At 72.7% G+C, this 15557-nt stretch carries 14 protein-coding genes; 6 read left to right on the top strand and 8 right to left on the bottom strand.

Annotated elements, in window-relative coordinates; genetic code table 11:
- Nucleotides 1–76 precede the first annotated feature (76 nt).
- Nucleotides 77–1555, top strand: a complete 1479-nt coding sequence (locus ACGFJ7_RS30390) for a hypothetical protein (protein WP_392645111.1) — start codon at nucleotides 77–79, stop codon at nucleotides 1553–1555.
- Here the strand turns inward: ACGFJ7_RS30390 and ACGFJ7_RS30385 are convergent.
- Nucleotides 1525–3153, bottom strand: a complete 1629-nt coding sequence (locus tag ACGFJ7_RS30385) for a methyl-accepting chemotaxis protein (protein ID WP_360259219.1) — start codon at nucleotides 3151–3153, stop codon at nucleotides 1525–1527. The genes ACGFJ7_RS30390 and ACGFJ7_RS30385 overlap by 31 nt on opposite strands.
- Before the next feature lie 100 nt (nucleotides 3154–3253).
- A complete protein-coding gene (locus tag ACGFJ7_RS30380) occupies nucleotides 3254–3475 on the bottom strand; it encodes a hypothetical protein (RefSeq protein WP_392645109.1) in 222 nt (73 codons plus the stop codon).
- A gap of 62 nt (nucleotides 3476–3537) precedes the next feature.
- Here ACGFJ7_RS30380 and ACGFJ7_RS30375 point away from each other — a divergent pair, with 62 nt between their 5' ends.
- Both ACGFJ7_RS30375 and ACGFJ7_RS30370 read left to right on the top strand, forming a co-directional pair.
- Nucleotides 3538–3837, top strand: a complete 300-nt coding sequence (locus ACGFJ7_RS30375; RefSeq protein ID WP_360259214.1) for a YciI family protein — start codon at nucleotides 3538–3540, stop codon at nucleotides 3835–3837.
- The gene (locus tag ACGFJ7_RS30370; RefSeq protein WP_392645107.1) at nucleotides 3834–4571 is read left to right on the top strand and encodes a class I SAM-dependent methyltransferase; all 738 of its coding nucleotides are present in this window, start codon (nucleotides 3834–3836) and stop codon (nucleotides 4569–4571) included. Before ACGFJ7_RS30375 ends, ACGFJ7_RS30370 begins: the two co-directional genes overlap by 4 nt.
- Before the next feature lie 9 nt (nucleotides 4572–4580).
- Here the strand turns inward: ACGFJ7_RS30370 and ACGFJ7_RS30365 are convergent, their stop codons facing one another.
- The gene (locus ACGFJ7_RS30365) at nucleotides 4581–5123 is read right to left on the bottom strand and encodes a GNAT family N-acetyltransferase (protein WP_360259210.1); all 543 of its coding nucleotides are present in this window, start codon (nucleotides 5121–5123) and stop codon (nucleotides 4581–4583) included.
- A 43-nt stretch (nucleotides 5124–5166) separates the two neighbouring features.
- Entirely contained in the window at nucleotides 5167–8940 is a 3774-nt protein-coding gene (locus ACGFJ7_RS30360; protein ID WP_392645105.1) for an ATP-binding protein, read from the bottom strand.
- Nucleotides 8941–9024: 84 nt separating this feature from the next.
- Between ACGFJ7_RS30360 and ACGFJ7_RS30355 the strand changes: the two genes are divergently transcribed.
- Together ACGFJ7_RS30355 and ACGFJ7_RS30350 are read left to right on the top strand one after the other, a co-directional pair.
- Nucleotides 9025–10086 carry a methyltransferase gene (locus ACGFJ7_RS30355; RefSeq protein WP_392645104.1) on the top strand — a complete coding sequence of 354 codons (1062 nt, stop codon included), beginning with the start codon at nucleotides 9025–9027 and terminating at the stop codon, nucleotides 10084–10086.
- Nucleotides 10087–10098: 12 nt separating this feature from the next.
- On the top strand, nucleotides 10099–10548 hold the full coding sequence (locus tag ACGFJ7_RS30350) for a hypothetical protein (RefSeq protein ID WP_392645102.1): 450 nt from the start codon (nucleotides 10099–10101) through the stop codon (nucleotides 10546–10548).
- 9 nt (nucleotides 10549–10557) lie between these two features.
- Here the strand turns inward: ACGFJ7_RS30350 and ACGFJ7_RS30345 are convergent, their stop codons facing one another.
- Both ACGFJ7_RS30345 and dacB read right to left on the bottom strand, forming a co-directional pair.
- Entirely contained in the window at nucleotides 10558–11250 is a 693-nt protein-coding gene (locus tag ACGFJ7_RS30345) for a GTP pyrophosphokinase family protein (RefSeq protein ID WP_392645100.1), read from the bottom strand.
- Nucleotides 11251–11416: 166 nt separating this feature from the next.
- Nucleotides 11417–12775 carry a D-alanyl-D-alanine carboxypeptidase/D-alanyl-D-alanine-endopeptidase gene (gene dacB / locus ACGFJ7_RS30340; RefSeq protein WP_392645099.1) on the bottom strand — a complete coding sequence of 453 codons (1359 nt, stop codon included), beginning with the start codon at nucleotides 12773–12775 and terminating at the stop codon, nucleotides 11417–11419.
- Between the two features lie 338 nt (nucleotides 12776–13113).
- Here dacB and ACGFJ7_RS30335 point away from each other — a divergent pair, with 338 nt between their 5' ends.
- Nucleotides 13114–14328, top strand: coding sequence for a hypothetical protein (locus tag ACGFJ7_RS30335; protein ID WP_392645097.1), 1215 nt, complete (start codon nucleotides 13114–13116; stop codon nucleotides 14326–14328).
- Here ACGFJ7_RS30335 and ACGFJ7_RS30330 read toward each other — a convergent pair.
- Together ACGFJ7_RS30330 and ACGFJ7_RS30325 are read right to left on the bottom strand one after the other, a co-directional pair.
- Nucleotides 14325–14903, bottom strand: a complete 579-nt coding sequence (locus tag ACGFJ7_RS30330; RefSeq protein ID WP_360259193.1) for a hypothetical protein — start codon at nucleotides 14901–14903, stop codon at nucleotides 14325–14327. The two genes, ACGFJ7_RS30335 and ACGFJ7_RS30330, sit on opposite strands and share 4 nt — an antisense overlap.
- Before the next feature lie 42 nt (nucleotides 14904–14945).
- A complete protein-coding gene (locus tag ACGFJ7_RS30325; protein ID WP_392645095.1) occupies nucleotides 14946–15530 on the bottom strand; it encodes a DedA family protein in 585 nt (194 codons plus the stop codon).
- Nucleotides 15531–15557: the final 27 nt, after the last annotated feature.

Below are 15557 nucleotides of genomic sequence, written 5' to 3'. Positions count from 1 at the left end.
GCCGGTTTCCCGGCCGGGCTTTTTTCGATACTGCCGCGTGTCCGGGCTGTGACGCGCTGACGCGATCTTTACAGGGGTGAGACGCGCCGCCCTCAGCTGGCTGATCCATCCCGTCACAGTGCTCGGGCTGGGCCTGCTGCTGTTCAACGACCACTACCTCAAGGCCGCGCATCCGAGCTGGCTCACCGGCAAGCTCAGCGACGCGGCCGGCCTGGTCATGGCGCCGGCGCTGCTGGCCGTGCTCCTCACCCCGTTGGTCAAGGACCGGCTGGCCGGGCCGATCGCGACGGTCACCGTCGGTGTGGGTTTCGCCCTGGTCAAGGCTTGGCCGTACGCGGCGGCGACCGCCTCGGGCGCATGGTCGCTGCTCCGGGCCACCGAGTTCCGGTCCGACCCCACCGATCTGATCACGCTCCCGTTCCTCGGGGTGGCCTACTGGGCGTTCCGCCACTGCTTCGCGGCGGCCGGCGGGCGGTGGTGGCGGGCGGCCCGGATCGGGGTGCTGCTGCCGGTGGCGCTGGTGGGCGTGGTGGCCACGAGCGCGCCGGAGAGCCCGTCGGCGGACGCGGCCGAGTCGGCCGGCGGAGTCCTGTACGCGGGGGTGAACGAGTCCACGTACCGCGCGGCCGACTGGTCGGCCAGCCGCGACGGCGGGCACACCTGGCTGCCCTCGGCCGCGCCGCCCGGATACCGGCCGGACGTGACCCAGCCGAGGCGCTCGGCCTGCTCGACGGCCCAGCCGAAGACCTGCTACCGGCTGGTGGCGGACGAGCTGGCGGTCCAGATGACGACGGACGGAGTCACCTGGACCGGCGACTGGCGGCTGACCGATCGGGAACAGGAAGCGCTCTACCGGGGCTACGGCGACCTCTACGACCGCGACAGCCAGCTGAGCGGCCGGTCGATAGTGGTGCGGGACCTGCCCTCCGGCGGGCACGTCGTGGTGGTGGCGAACCGGCGCGACGGCTTCGCGGTGCGCGACGCGGGCGGCACGTGGACGCGGATCGGCTTCCCCGCGACGGCGCGGTCGGCCGCGGTGCCGGCGCCCGGTTTGACGGACATCACCGACTCGTACCGCACCGAGGACGTGCTCTTCGCCGTCGCTCTCGGCCTGCTGTTCGCCGGTCTGGCCGCCACCGGCGCCGCCGTCGCGGCCAACGCGCGGGCCGGCGGGAGTGCGGGCTGGGCGTGGTTCCTGGCGCCGCAGCTGGCGTTCGGGCCGTTCCTGTTGTTGCTGGCGGAGACCGGCCGTACCGACCCGTCGTCCCTGCTCTCCGCCTTTCCGTTCGTGGCGGTGGTGGTGATCGCGTTCGTGGGGCTGCTCTGCGTCCTGGTGGTCACGGCGATCGCCGTGAACCGCGCCGCCGGCGCGGGCCGCCGGCTCCTGCGTACGGCCGCCGTGTTCCTGATCGCGGCCGCCGTCCAGGCCGGCGTCGCCGTGGCCTGGCTCCGCCACGGCGCCGAGCACGGCCTGACCCTGGCCCTGGTGTCCCTCGCCGTCTGGTCCGCCGGCTGGGCCGTTGTTCAGAGGCGGAACCGGCCGACCACCTCCTGAAGCTCCGACGACACCCGGGACAGGTTGTCGACGGTCATGGTGGCCCTGGTGAGCGCGGCGGTCGTCGACTGGGCCGCGTTGGCCACGCCGGTGATGTTGGCGGCGATGTCGGTCGTACCGCCGGACGCGTCGCCCACGCTGCGGGTCATCTCGCCCGTGGTGGCCGTCTGCTCCTCGACCGCCGACGCGATGGTCACCTGATAGTCGTTGATCTTGGCGATGATCCGGCTGATCTCCCCGATCGCGTCGACCGCGCTGGACGTGTCGGCCTGGATCGCCTCGACCCGCCGGGAGATGTCCTCGGTCGCCTTCGCCGTCTCCTGGGCCAGATCCTTGACCTCGCCCGCGACGACCGCGAAGCCCTTGCCGGTCTCGCCGGCCCGGGCCGCCTCGATGGTGGCGTTCAGGGCCAGCAGGTTGGTCTGCTCGGCGATCGCGGTGATCGTCTTGACCACGTTGCCGATCTCGGCCGAGCTCTCGCCCAGCTTCGACACGGTGCGGTTGGTGGCCTCGGCCACCCCGACGGCCTGCGCGGCGACCTGGACGGCGTCGTTGGCGTTCTGGCTGATCTCGCGGATGGAGGCGCCCATCTCCTCGGAGCCGGCGGCGACGGTGGAGACGTTCACCGACACCTGGTCGGCGGCGGACGACACCATGCCGGCCTGGGCCGCCGCCTCACGGGCGTGGGTGGAGATCTCCTGGTTGGCGTCCGACAGGTCGGCGCCGGCCGCGGCCAGCGTGGCAGCGGTCGCGGTGACCTCGTGGAGCGTGTGCCGCAGCCCCTCGCGGGCCTCGTTGACGGCGACCGCCATGTCGCCGATCTCGTCCCGGCCGTACACGGTCGCCGACGTGGTCAGGTCGTTGGCGGCGAGCGCCCGCAGCGCGTTGCCGACGGACGTGACCTGGCGCTTGATCGACGACGAGATGACGTACGCCAGCAGCAGCGCCAGCACCAGCCCGACCGCGATCGCCACGATGACCCAGGTCCGGGCCGAGGAGTAGGCGGCCGAGGCCTTCTCGGCCCGCGCGCTCGCTTCCGCCTTCTCCAGCGCCCGCAGCTGGTCGACGGTGTCGTTCACCGTCGTCTCCGCCTTGTCGAAGGCGGCGCCGATGTCGGTCGGCATGGTGAAACCCGCGGGCGGGCTCTCCCGGTAGAGAAGCACGTTGCGCAGATCCCGGTACGTCCCGAAGCCTTCCTTCAGGGTGGCCACGGCGGCCTGCCGGGTGGCCGAGCCGGCCGCCGCGGCCGCGTAGGCCTCGAGCGCCGTGTCGATATCGGCGTCCGCGGCCTTCGTCAGCTTGATCGCATCGGCCTTGCTGGCCGCGTCGGTCCCGAGGTTGTGCAAAAGCATCGCGCGGTACATGTCCGACATGCCGCCCTGGACGCCGAGGAGGTTCGCCATGCTCTCGACATGCTTCGACTTCATCGCCGTGAGCTCGTCGTTCAGCGTGCCCATCCGGTTGATCCCGATGACGCCGACCCCGAGCGCGGCCACGGCCAGAACCGCGACCAGCACCCCGATCTTGCGGTTGATCTTCAGGTTGGCGAACCATCGGGTGACCGCGTTACCGGCCGGGTGGGCTGTGCTCGTCGTCATGGGTGCCTCGTGTCGTCCGTCTGCCTCTGCTGCTTACCTCACAAATCGGTCAGGGACGGATATCCGTGAGCTCCAGCCCGTTTTTTGAGCGAGACGAAATTCAGCCGCCCACCGGATAGTTGGCGCGCAGGACGTCGCGGGGATCGTGGCGGCGCTTCACCGCGCGGAGCCGTTCGAGCGTGTCCGGGTCGAACGCGCCGGCCGCCGAGTCCGACGGCGACAGCGCGAAGTAGGGCTTGCGCCCGGCCAGGTTCCACGGCCGGTGGACGGCGTCGAAGTCCTCGTCGCCGGGTCGCAGCACCCGGCCCTTCACGAAATCCATGCGTACACCCTCGCCCCGTTCACCGCGGTTTCCTCCCGGCCGCCTGCTGATAAGTTTCGCGCATGGCCGAGTGGATCTATTTTCTTCATCCGCCCCGCGAGAATTTCGCCGCCACCATGACCGACGAGGAAAAAGCCGTCTGGGCGGCCCACTTCCAACGCCTGCAGCAACTCCTGGCCGACGGCGTGCTCATCATGGCCGGACCCACCCTGGGCCCGGTGAACACCGGCGTCGCCGTCATCGAGGCCCCCGACGAGGCCACCGCCCGGCGGATCATGGACGAGGACCCGGCGATCACGAGCGGCCACGCCCGGGGCGAGCTGCGCCCGTTCCGGGTCTCCCTGCTCCGGGGCCGCGAGTGAACCCGGCCCAGTTCTACACGGGCCTGGTGGTGGACGCGTACGCCAAGCTGAAGTCCGCCCACTTCGACGCCGCCCCCTACGCCGGGTTCATCAGCCGCACCGGGGAGCCGGCCCTGGAACTGGGCTGCGGCGACGGTGAGCCGCTGCTGTCCCTGGTAGCCCAGGGTTTCGCGGTCTCCGGCGTCGACTCCTCGGCCGACATGCTGGCCCGCTGTCGGGCCAACGCGGCCGCCCGGGGCGTGGAGGTCACCCTCCACCATCAGCCGATGGAGTCCCTGTCGCTCCCCGGCCGGTACCGCTCGATCTTCCTGGCCGGCCCCACCTTCAACCTGCTGCCGGACGACGAGACGGCGTTGCGCGCGCTGAAGGCCATCCGCGCCCACCTGACCGACGACGGCGCCGCGTTGATTCCGCTGTGGATCCCGGACCCTTCCACCGACCTGGGCGTGCCCCGCGAGGCCGAGGGTGACGACGGCTCGCTGCTTCGCTACACCCCGCTGTCCGAGACGTACGACCCGGTGGCCCGAACCCGCGTCACGACGAGCCGCTACGAACGCCTCACCGCCACCGGATCCGAAACGGCCGGCCGCGAGTGGATCCTGCACTGGCACACTCCGGCCCAGTTCCGCGCCCTGTGTGCCGAGGCCGCCCTGACCGTCACCGCCCTGCTGGACGACAACGGCGACCCGGCACCTTCCGGCGCCACCGACTTCACCGCCGTCGTCCGCCCCTGACGGCGGGCGTCAGCCGGGCTGTTCGGACGCGGCTCGCCACTCGCGGTCGAGGACGGCGTAGATGGCCAGGTCGCCCCACTCACCCTTGAAGCGGGACTCCTCGACGAGGTGCGCCTCCTGCCGCATGCCCAGGCGACGGCAGACGCGGGCCGAGGCCTCGTTGCGCGGGTCGAGCTGAGCCCACACCCGGTGCAGGCCCAGCTCGTCGAAGCCGAGGCGGACCAGCGCGCGGGCGGCCTCCGTGGCGTAGCCGTGCCCCTGATGACCGGGGTGGAAGACCCAGCCGATCTCGCCCTGCCGGTCCTCGAGGCGCCCCGAGCGCAGCCGTACGTCCCCGATGACACGACCGTCAAGCTCGACGCCGAGCAGAATGCGATCCCCGTCCTTCTCGATGCGCGTGGCGTCCGCCCGCTCCGCGACGAAGGACTCCACGTCGCCGGGCGCCATGGGCTCACCCTCCAGGTAGCGCGAGACGTCGGCCCGGCTCCGGTAGGCCAGCACATCCGCCTCGTCGCCGTGCCGCAGCGGGCGCAGCAGCAGGCGTTCGGTCATCAGTCGCACGGTGGCGAGCCTACGGAGGCTGCCGCTGACCTCGCTACGCAGTTCCGCGTCCTGGCGGTGCGGCGATGTTCAGCTCGGCGGCGGCTCGGCGGGTGCGTGTGGCCTGGAAGGGCAGGGACATACGGTCGAACGCGGTGGCGGCGCGGGTCAGCAAGGGGGCCGCGGCGGCGTGGTCGCCCGCGGCGGCCAGGGAGTGGGCCTCGGCGCGGTCGCAGTGCGGTGAGATCGCGGCGAAGTAGCCGGCGGCCGAGCGGGCGGTGGGCAGGAAGTCGCGCAGCGCCTCGTGGTCGGCCAGGGCCTCGTACGACTCGACCAGGGCCAGGGCTTCGTGCGGGATCTCCTCGGGTCCGGGCCGGCGCCGCCGGGTGACGAGCGACAGCGCCAGGTCGCGGGCGGCGGCCGGGTCGCCCAGCTCGACCAGCAATCGGGCCCGGGCCGCCTCGGGGTTGCCCGGCCGGAGCAGGTCGGGGGTGACGGTGGCGGCCACCGCCCGGGCCCGGTCCGGTTCACCCCGGCGGGCCAGGGCCAGGGCCGCGACCAGCGGGCCGGAGCGGATGTAGGGGCAGCTCATCTCGGCCTCGGGGCCTTGGCGCAGCGCCAGGTGCTCCCGCAGGTACGGGTCGATCTCGGCCCACCGGCCCAGGTGCTCGAGGCAGGTCATCACCACAGCGGTGCCGTGGAGACGATCGTGCGGGGACAGGTCACGGGCGCCCGTGTACGCCAGGAGCGCGTGCTCCAAGGCGGTCACGTGGTCGCCGCGGACGTCGGTGATGAGCAGGCAGGCGACGAGATGGGCCAGGGCGCGGTCCCGGTCGCTGCCGTCGTTCCCGGTCTGTTCCAGGATGTTCAGCACGGCGTCGGGGTAGCGGCCCTCCTGGAAGTGGACGGCGGCCAGGCCGAGCAGGGCGACGCCGCGCAGCGGGGGCGAGCCGAGCCGGCCGGCCAGCGCGCACGCCGCCTCGGCGGCCCGGCGGCGGTGGGCGACGGGCACAGGGTCGGGCCGGCCGGTCCACGACCACCGTGAGCCGCACAGCGCCCGCAGGGCGAGCAGCCGGGCCTTGACCGACGGATCGCTGACGGCGGCGAGGCCCTCGTCGATCACCCGGTCGCCCAGGGCCGGGTCGGCCGGCACCCGGAACCCGCCCCAGCGGGCCACCACCATCTGGGCGGTCTTCAGGCAGAGCGCGGCCCGCCGGTCGCCGTGGGTCAGCGCGATCGCCTCGCGCCAGGCGCGGACGGCGTCGTCGCCCGCGTAGGCGGTTTCGTGGTCGTCGCCGATCGCTTCCAGCGCCTCGGCCGGATCGGTGGCGTACCGCAGCGCCCGCCGGTGCAGGTCGAGCGCTTTGTCCACGGCGTAGCGGCGGCGCGCGCCGACACCGGCGGCGATGAGCGAGCGGAAGGCTTTCGCCCGTACCCAATCGTTGGTCCCGGCCTTGTTTTGGCCGGCGTTGTCGGCGGCGGCCGCGTAGTGGAAGGCGATGAGCTCGATGACCTCGTCGACGCGCTCGCGGGAGACCTCCTCGAGCCAGGCCGCCACGTCGGCGTGCCCGGTCGCCCGCTGCGCGGTGGGCAGCGCGGCGTAGGCGACGTCACGCAGCAGGGCGTGCGTGAAGGCGTACTCCTCTCGCCCCGGTCCGGTCCGGGCCAGCACGAGACCGCGTGCTTCGAGGGAGGCCAGCGCCTCGGGGTCGTGCCGGTCGCGCAGCGGCTCCGTCCAGAAGGTCCGGCCGGCGACGGCGGCGGCCCGCAGGAGGCGTTTCTCGGCCGGTGGCAGCGCGTCGACCCGGGCCGACAGCAGGGCGTGCAGGGTGTCGGGCAGGGCCGTGCCGGAACCGCCCTCGGCCAGGTGGGCGGCGAGCTGCCCGAGGAAGTACGGGTTGCCCTCGGCGCGGGCCAGGATCTCGTCGCGGCGGCCGGGATCGTGCGGCAGGCGGGTGACCAGGTCGCGGGCGGCCTCGTCGGTCAGCGCGGTGAGCGACACGACGGAGGCGCCGGCCGTACCGGCGACCGCGGGGTCGCGTTCGAACAGCTCCGGCCGGGCGGTGGCGAGCAGGACGACCGGCCCGGCCGAGCGGGCCAGCAGCCGCGTCACCATGGCCAGCATGGGCGCGCCCGCCCAGTGCAGATCCTCGATGACCAGCACGAGCGGGCCGCGGGCGGCGAGCGCGGAGACGAAACGCGGCCAGGCCCGGCCGAGTTCGTCGGCCACCGTCCGCGGGTCGGCCGTGTCGAGCGGGTTGCCGGGCAGGCGGATGGCGGCCCCGGCGGCCAGGGCGTGAACGGTGGGCGGATCCAGGTGCCGGGCCGCGCCGCGGAGCCGCTCGGCGGCGACCGGGCCGGGCGTGCTGAGCGGAATGTCGCACGCGTCGCGCAGGATCTCGCCGAGCGGCCAGTAGGTGATGCCGTCACCGGCGGCCAGACATCGCCCGCGCAGCACCCGCATGCCGGGCCGGGCCGCCCCGGCTTCCAGGACGACCTCGCGCACCAGGCGGCTCTTGCCGATGCCGGCCGGGCCGGCCACCGTGACCAGGCGTGGCCGGCGGCTGGTGACCGCCTCGTCGATCAGCCCGAGGACCGCGGTCAGCTCACCGGCGCGGCCGACCATCGGCGGCTCGCCGGTGTGCTGCTGCTCGACGGCCCACGACGCGGCCAGCAGGCGGCTGCCCCCGAAACGGAAGGCGCCACGCCGGGCGGCCCGCCGGGTACGCCCGGTGGCGTGGAGCGTGCGCGGGGGAGCCGCCTCGCGCAGCCGGGCCGCCCCGTCGAGAACCGTCCCCCCGATGTCGCCGAGGGCCTCGGACGGCGGATCCGGTGCGATGATCTCCCCGGTGTCGGCGCCGATCCGCAGCGGCGCGGCCGAGCGCTGCAACATCTCGAAGCCCGCCCACAGCGCCCGCGAGGCGTGATCCTCCCGCGCGGCCGGATAGCCGAAGATCGCGATGATTCCGCCGCCGACCCGGGGCTGGACCGTGCCACCCCACCGCCCGGCGATCTCGCCGAGCAGACCGGTCCACGTCGCGACATCCCGCCGCGCCTGTTCGGGGTCGTCGGCTTCACTTCGGAGGGCGGGGTGGCCCCGGAAGTCGGCGTCGAGCACTGTGACCAGCTTGCGTTCCTCGCCGTCGCCGGCCGGGGCGGGCGCGGCCAGCAGCGCGCGGTGGGCGCGCCGCAGCGCGGCACCCGGGGCGACGCCGAGCTCGTCGCGCAGCAGCGCCTCGATCCGCGCGTACCAGCGCAGGGCGCGATGGCGCTCCTCGAGGGCGATCAGCCGCGCGTACGCCTCCTCGTGCAGCGGGTCGGCCTCGACGAGTTGTTCCAGCGCGGCCACGGCCCCGCGCCGGTCCCCGCGAGCCAGTAACCCGTCGGCCCGGGACAGCAGCAGCGGGGCCATGAGGTCGCGCAGCTGGTCGCGACGCGTGGACGCCCAGGCGTCGAATCTGTTCTCGGGCAGCAGCTCACCGCCGTACAGCAGAAGGGCCTGGTCGATGTCGCCTCGCCGGGCCGCCTCCTCGAAGGCGTCGGCGTCGACCCAGAGCGGCGAGCCGTGCAGGCTGAGCATCTCGCCGCGCAGGAGCAGATGCTCGCCGCCCAGAGCCCGCCGGCCGAAATGCAGCGCTTTGTTCAGGCGTGAGGGCGCGGACGGCCACAGCAGATCGACGGCCCGCTCGCGGTGCAGCCGGTGGCCGGGAGTCACCGCCAGCAGCTTGACCAGGCAGAGGGCGGCGCTGCGATGCCACTGCGCGACGGTCTCGCCAGCGGCCTCCGCGTGGAAGCCGCCGAGCAGCCGGATGCGCAGCTCGCCGGGCATGCCGGTGATTGTGCGCGCCCGGCGCCGCCGGCGCGGACGGGAAGCGGACACGAAACGGAAATCGGCCCGCATAGCTTGCCCGGCATGACGACTACGACAGTGAACGAGCAGCGCCTGATGGACTTCGTCTTCCGGGCGGTCGGTGACTTCGGATCGATGCTGACCGGGTCGCTCGCCGTGATCGGCGACAAGCTGGGCCTGTACCGGGCCATGGCCGACGGGAAGCCGGTGACGGCGGCCGAGCTGGCGGACCGCACCGGGACCGCCGAGCGCTACGTCCGCGAGTGGCTGTCGGCCCAGGCCGCCGCCGGCTACGTCGAGCTCACCGGCGACGACCGGTTCGTGCTGCCGGCCGAACACGCCGTCGCGCTGACCGACGAGAACAGCCCGGCCTGCGTGATCGGCGGCTTCGAGCTGATGTTGGCCGCCGTGCGCTCCACGGACCGGCTCGTCGACGCCTTCCGGACCGGCGCCGGTGTCGGCTGGCACGAGCACCACCACGACCTGTTCGAGGGCTGCGAGCGGTTCTTCCGCCCCGGCTATCAGGCCTACCTGACCACCTCGTGGATCCCGGCCATGGACGGCGTGGAGGCCACGCTCAAGGCCGGCGGCCGGGTGGCCGACATCGGCTGTGGCCTCGGCGCCTCCACGATCCTCATGGCCCGCGCCTATCCGCAGTCGAGGTTCGTCGGCACCGATTACCACGCCGGTTCCGTCGAGACGGCCCGGCAGCGCGCGGCCGAGGCGGGCGTCGCCGACCGGACCCGCTTCGAGACCGGCCCGGCCAAGGACCTCGAGGGCGACTACCACCTGATCTGCCTGTTCGACTGCCTGCACGACATGGGCGACCCGGGCGGCGTCCTCGCTCACTTGCGCTCCCGGCTCGCGCCCGGCGGTTCCCTGCTCATCGTCGAGCCGTTCGCCGGCGACTCCGTGCGCGACAATCTGAACCCGGTCGGCGCGGTCTATTACGGAGCTTCGACCCTTTTGTGTACGCCGAACTCACTCTCCCAGGAGGTCGGCGCCGCCCTGGGCGCGCAGGCGGGCGAGCGCCGCCTGCGCGACGTGGCCACCGGCGCCGGCTTCTCCCAGTTCCGCCGCGTGGCCGAGACCCCCTTCAACCTCGTGTTCCAGGCGGCACCCTGACACCCGGCTACCATGATCCTTTTCTGGGAGGATCGGATGGCCGAGCGCTGGGAACTGGTGCCCCACCAGGGGCTCCGGTCGGGCGACGTCGAAGTGCTGCTCAGGACGGGCCGCGACCGGTTGCGGGCCGCGCTGGCCGGCCGCTTCGGCGCGCCCGACGAGAACCGGCCCTACGAGGACCAGTTCAGCAACGAGCACACGACTCTCTTCCTGCGGTACGACGACGGGCTGCTCACGTCGATCCTGTTCATCGCCGGTTCGCTCCAGTACGACGGGATCGAGCTGTACGACACGACGTTCGGCACCCTGGAGCCGGCGCTCACCGCCCGTGGCTTCGAGCTGCGGGAGCCGGTCGAGTTCACCGACGGCATGGACGTGCCCGGCCTGGGCGTCAACATCGCCACCCGCGAGGACGTGGGCAGCGACGGCGACGAGATCGAGTGGGTCGCGCTAGGGGTGTGAAGCTCCGGCTCAGCGACGGGGGCCGTGGATCTCGCGGTGCAGGCGTTCCATGCGGACGTCCAGGCGGGCGGCGTCCTCGGCCGCCGCGGCGAGCTCCTGCCGGAGGGCGGCGGGGACGTCGGGGTCGTACTTGTAATGGATCTTGTGTTCCAGGCTGGCCCAGAAGTCCATGGCGACGGTACGGAGTTGGACCTCCACCGGTACCGACACCACCCGGTCGGACAGGAAGACCGGGATCTCGACGATCAGGTGCAGGCTGCGGTAGCCGTTGGTCTTCGGGCGGTCGATGTAGTCCTTCGTCTCGATCAGCGTGACGTCGGGCTGGCGGGTCAGCATGTCGGCGACCGTGTAGACGTCCGAGACGAAGCTGCAGACGATCCGGATGCCGGCGATGTCGCGGATCCGGGCGCGCAGGTCGTCGAGGTTGAGCGGGCACCCGATGCGGTCGGCCTTCGCGGTGAGGCTCTGGGTGGTCTTGAGGCGGGGGAGCACGTGCTCGATCGGGTTGCCCCGGCCGCGGTGGGCCAGCTCCTCGGCCAGGATCGAGATCTTCGTGCCGATCTCGGCCAGGCCGAACTTGTACACCAGCATGAAGTGGCCCAGATCGTCGGCGAACGTGGAGGGCGCCGTCGGCACCGCCACGGTCTGTTCGGCCCGCCGGGCGATCTGGTCGCCGCTCACAGCGGGCTGTTCGGTCGTCACGGTGCCGTTCTCCAGAGTCGTCCGATGCGCGGTGCCGCGGCATCCTGCCCTGACCAGCATCGCTCGACGGGGATCATCCCGTCGTCATCCCAGCGAAGTCTCCGCCATACCGTATTCGCCGTACGCCAGTCGGCCGACGCAGGGGCGCGCCCGCGAGCACTCAGGATCAGACGTCAGGCGATCCTTGGTCACTCAGCGCGACGACGAGGCGGTCGATGGCCGGGGTGACGGAGGCGGCCAGCTGATTGTTGACGATCACCGAGAAGACGACCGGGTGGACACCGTCGGCGTAGCCGGACAGGGCCGAGGCGCCGGTGAGTGTGCCGGTCTTGGCGTGCACCACGCCCGCCGCCGGTGTGCCGCGCATACGGTTACGCAGGGTGCCGCCGATCAGCGGATCCGGGTCGCCCGCCACCGGCAGTGCCGCGCGCCAGGTGCCGAACCAGGGTTCCGCGCGCACGCGGAGCAGCAGCCGGACCAGCGCGGCGGGCGGGACCAGGTTGCGCCGCGACAGGCCGGAGCCGTCCACCTGCCGCAGCGTGGCCGGATCGACGCCGAGCCGGGCCAGGTAGCCCGCGACCGCGGCCGTTCCGGCCTCCCAGGAGCCGTTGCCCATGGCCTTGACCAGCAGTTCCGCCATGTTGTTGTTCGAGAGTTTCAGCAGCGGGGCGATCAGCTCGCGCAGCGGCGGCCCGGCATGCCGGGCCACCTCCCGGCTGCCGGACGGCGCGGGCTCGCCGGTCCGAGTTCTTCCCTCCAGCCGTACGCCGTGACGGTGCAACGCCGAGCGGAAGACCTCAGTGGCGAGCAGGGTGGGGTCACCCACGGCAACGGATCGCTTCTCGGCCGGGGCGCCGGCGGCCAAGGTCCCCGTGACCAGAAGCGTGTCGGTGCCGTGCCGGCGGGTGACCGCGACGGTGCTCGGGCCGGGCCCGGTGGCGGCGCGGTTGTCGACGGCCAGCAGAGACGTCGGAGGAGTCAGCCGTACGACGGGTGGGGTTCCACCGACAGTAACGGTGACCGTTCCGGACAGGAAGTCACTGTCGGGTGACAATGTGAGGGCCGACACAGGCGCCGCCCCGGCGAAGGACTCGTCGTCCCAGGCCCACTCGAGGCCGAGCCGCACGTCGTCGAAGGCGGTGTCGTCACCGACAAGATCCCCCGTGACGCGGCGGAGCCCGGTGGCGGCCACGTCGCGGGCGAGCGCGTCCAGCGAGGCGGGGGTCAGCGCGGGGTCGCCCGAGCCGCGCAGGTAGAGGTCACCGTTGAGGACGGGGCCCGGCCGGGAGCCGCCGCTTCGTACGGAGGTGACGAAACGGTGGCCCGGCCCGAGCAGTGCCATGGCGGCGGCCGAGGTCAGCAGCTTGACGTTCGAGGCGGGCAGAAGCCGCTCGCCGCCCCGCCGGTTCAGAAGGGTCGCGCCGGTCCGCGCGTCCGCCACCACGACGCCGGCCTGAGCTCCGGCCAGAGCCGGATCGGCGAGAAACCGATCAACGGCAGCCGCGAGAGCGTCCGGAGCCCGCACCGATACGCCGGACGCCAGCGCCCGGTCGGTAGGTGCGTGGGCCGTGGGTGCTTGGGCGCCGGGTGCGAGCGCCGGGGCGCCGGCTGGCAGTGCCGGGGCGCCGGCTGGCAGTGCCGGGGCGCCGGCTGGCAGTGCCGGGGCGCCGGCTGGCAGTGCCTGGGCGCCGGCTGGCAGTGCCTGGGCGCCGGCTGGCAGTGCCGGGGCGCTGGATGCCGGTACTGGTTTGCCGAATTCGGGCGCCGGGGCGCCGGCGGCGTGCGCCGGAACGGATGGCGCCAGGGTGCCCAGTGCGAGCGTCAGGAGTAGGGAGACTGTCCGCTTCATCGCATGATCAACGCGTGGCGGCGGCGAAGGAAACGCTGGTCAAGGGCTGGCATGATGGCGCGGTGGTGGACTGGGCGGGGCTGCGGCACGCGTACGGGCCGGCGGAGGACGTGCCGGGGCACCTCGCGGCGCTGAGATCGGTGGACGAGGAAGAGCGTCGGGAGGCGTTCGGGGCGCTCTACGCGAGCATCGTTCACCAGGGGAACCGCTACCCGGCCAGCGCGGCGGCGGTGCCGGGGCTGCTGGAGTTGGTGGCGGAGGCGTCCACGCCCGATCGGGATCTGCTGCTCTATCTGCTGGGGATCATTGCGATCGGGGCGGAGGAGATGTGGCTGCCGGGGACGGTACGGGTGGACGAACTGCGGGCGCGAGGCCTGGTGGATGAGCTGCGCGCGTATGAGGCGGTGGCGGCGGGTCTGCCTGTGCTGCAACGGCTGGCCGCCGGGGACGACGATGTCGCCGCGTCGGCGGCGTATCTCTTGAGTTGGTTTCCCGGCGAGATTAAGTCGCTGGAAATCCTGAAAAATCGGTCAGGGGCAGGGTCAGGGGCAGGGTCAGGGGCAGGGGCAGGGGCAGGGGCAGGGGCAGGGGCAGGGGCAGGGGCAGGGGCAGGGGCAGGGGCAGGGGCAGGGGCAGGAGCGCGAGCGGAGCAGATCTCAGGGGCGGCGGCGGACCCGGGCGCGGTGGTCGGGATCGGGCTGCTGGGGATGGCTGAAGGTGTGCCGGTGGCGAGAAGGGCGCTGCTCAGCGAAGACCCGAAGATGCGCTGGGCCGGCGCGGTCGCGCTGGCCCGCCTGGTGGGCGGTGAGGACGCCGGCCAGGAACGGGACGTGCGGGACGAACTGCTCGGCTGGGCCGCTTTCGAAGGGCCGGCCGACCCCTCGATCCCGTACCTCGAAGGGGACCTCGAGGGTTACGCTCTTCTCTCTCTGCCCCTGATCGGGGTGGACGCGCTCGACCCCGCCCTGGGAAGGCTGCGCCACGTCAGCGCGGAGCCGGCGCTCACCGCGCTCCGTGTGGCGCTGCGGGCCGCCTTCCCGGGCGGGCCCGTTGCCGCGGGGACGCCGTTTCGGCGGCTCGATGAACGGCAGCGGCGGCTTGTCCGGGTGCTCGCCGACAATCCGGGGGCTTGGCTGTACGACGGTGTGGCCTTCGCCAATTTCGCCCTCGACGTCTCCGGCTTCGGGCTTCCGCACGGCCACGACCGCCTCGTCGCCTACGGTTCCTAGATCGGCAGGGTCAGCTCCACCACGAACCACTCGCCGGTGCCCTCGAGTTTCAGCGGGCCGCCCTCGTGGAAGCGGACCTCCTGGGGCTCGTCCAGGGCCGCCAGCACGTGCGGCACCTGCGCCAGGTCCAGTTCGGCCGGTGCCTGTACCGTTCGGACCCGGACGTGGTCGTGCTCCAGCGGGGAGCCGGGGATGCTGCGGGCGCCCTCGCCCACCGGGTACGGTTCGGCGCGCAGCTCGCCCAGCTGCTTCAACTCGACCAGGCGGTTCTGGTAGAAGCGGTCGCCGATGTTCGTGAGCCGGTGCACCGGCGAGATCGGCCGGTAGACGGACCCGCCCCGATATTCGTTGAGGAAGCGGGGTTCCGACCCGTCCAGCCAGTCCATCCGGCATTCCGAGCCGGAGATGCTGAGCACCACGTACGGGTTGTGGTGCAGGTGCCACGGGTGCGTCTCGCCGGGCCGCAGCGACACGTCCCACACCCGGACGACCGGGTTGTCGAACAGTTCGGCCAGCCCGATGTCGGCGAGGACGATCTGTTCACCGGTGGGGGAGTGGACGACCTGGCCCTTCATGGAGCCTCCTGAGGGGACTGATGGGGAGATGCGCGAACATTCTCACCTATCGGCCGTCCGGCGGCGACGGCGCCAGACGTACGCGACGACGACCAGCACCGCCACCGCGGCCACCACGACCAGGTAGCGGCTGGCCGCCTTGGCGATCTGCTCGATGTGGTCGCCCGCGAAGTAGCCGCCGGTCGCCCACAAGCCCACCCACAGGGCCGCGCCGAGCGCGTTCCAGGCGATGAACTTGCGGTAGTGCATGCCGCTGAGGCCGGCCACGATGCCGTTGAACTGCCGTAACCCCTCGACGAAGCGGGCCACCACGATGATCTTCGGGCCTTGGCGGGTCATGAACGCCTCGACCTTGTCCAGGCGTTCGGGGGTCAGGCGGACGTACTTGCCGAATCTCTGCACCAGCGGGCGGCCGCCACGGCGGCCGATCTCGTAGCCGAGGGTGTCGCCGATGACGGCGGCCAGGAAGGCGACCGTGGCGACGCCGAAGATGTTCAGGTGGCCGCTGCCGGCGGCCACCGCGCCGGCGATGATCGCGGTCTCGCCGGGGGCCGGAACGCCGAAACTCTCCACGAAGACGACGCCGGCCACGCCGAGGTAGCCGAAGCGGTCGATGAGTTCCAGCACGCCGCCCACGCTAGGCCGCGGCGACGG

The organism is Actinoplanes sp. NPDC048988, from assembly GCF_043197815.1.
GTDB lineage: Bacteria > Actinomycetota > Actinomycetes > Mycobacteriales > Micromonosporaceae > Actinoplanes.
Note: the sequence above shows the minus strand (reverse complement) of the source record. Positions and strands in the feature narration are given on the sequence as shown.

Bases quoted from the DNA above. Each gene is read 5' to 3' on its own strand.
- ACGFJ7_RS30385 (WP_360259219.1), bottom strand. From the start codon at position 3,153: ATGACGACGAGCACAGCCCACCCGGCCGGTAACGCGGTCACCCGATGG.
- ACGFJ7_RS30380 (WP_392645109.1), bottom strand. From the start codon at position 3,475: ATGGATTTCGTGAAGGGCCGGGTGCTGCGACCCGGCGACGAGGACTTC.
- ACGFJ7_RS30375 (WP_360259214.1), top strand. From the start codon at position 3,538: ATGGCCGAGTGGATCTATTTTCTTCATCCGCCCCGCGAGAATTTCGCC.
- ACGFJ7_RS30365 (WP_360259210.1), bottom strand. From the start codon at position 5,123: ATGACCGAACGCCTGCTGCTGCGCCCGCTGCGGCACGGCGACGAGGCG.
- ACGFJ7_RS30360 (WP_392645105.1), bottom strand. From the start codon at position 8,940: ATGCCCGGCGAGCTGCGCATCCGGCTGCTCGGCGGCTTCCACGCGGAG.
- ACGFJ7_RS30355 (WP_392645104.1), top strand. From the start codon at position 9,025: ATGACGACTACGACAGTGAACGAGCAGCGCCTGATGGACTTCGTCTTC.
- ACGFJ7_RS30350 (WP_392645102.1), top strand. From the start codon at position 10,099: ATGATCCTTTTCTGGGAGGATCGGATGGCCGAGCGCTGGGAACTGGTG.
- ACGFJ7_RS30330 (WP_360259193.1), bottom strand. From the start codon at position 14,903: ATGAAGGGCCAGGTCGTCCACTCCCCCACCGGTGAACAGATCGTCCTC.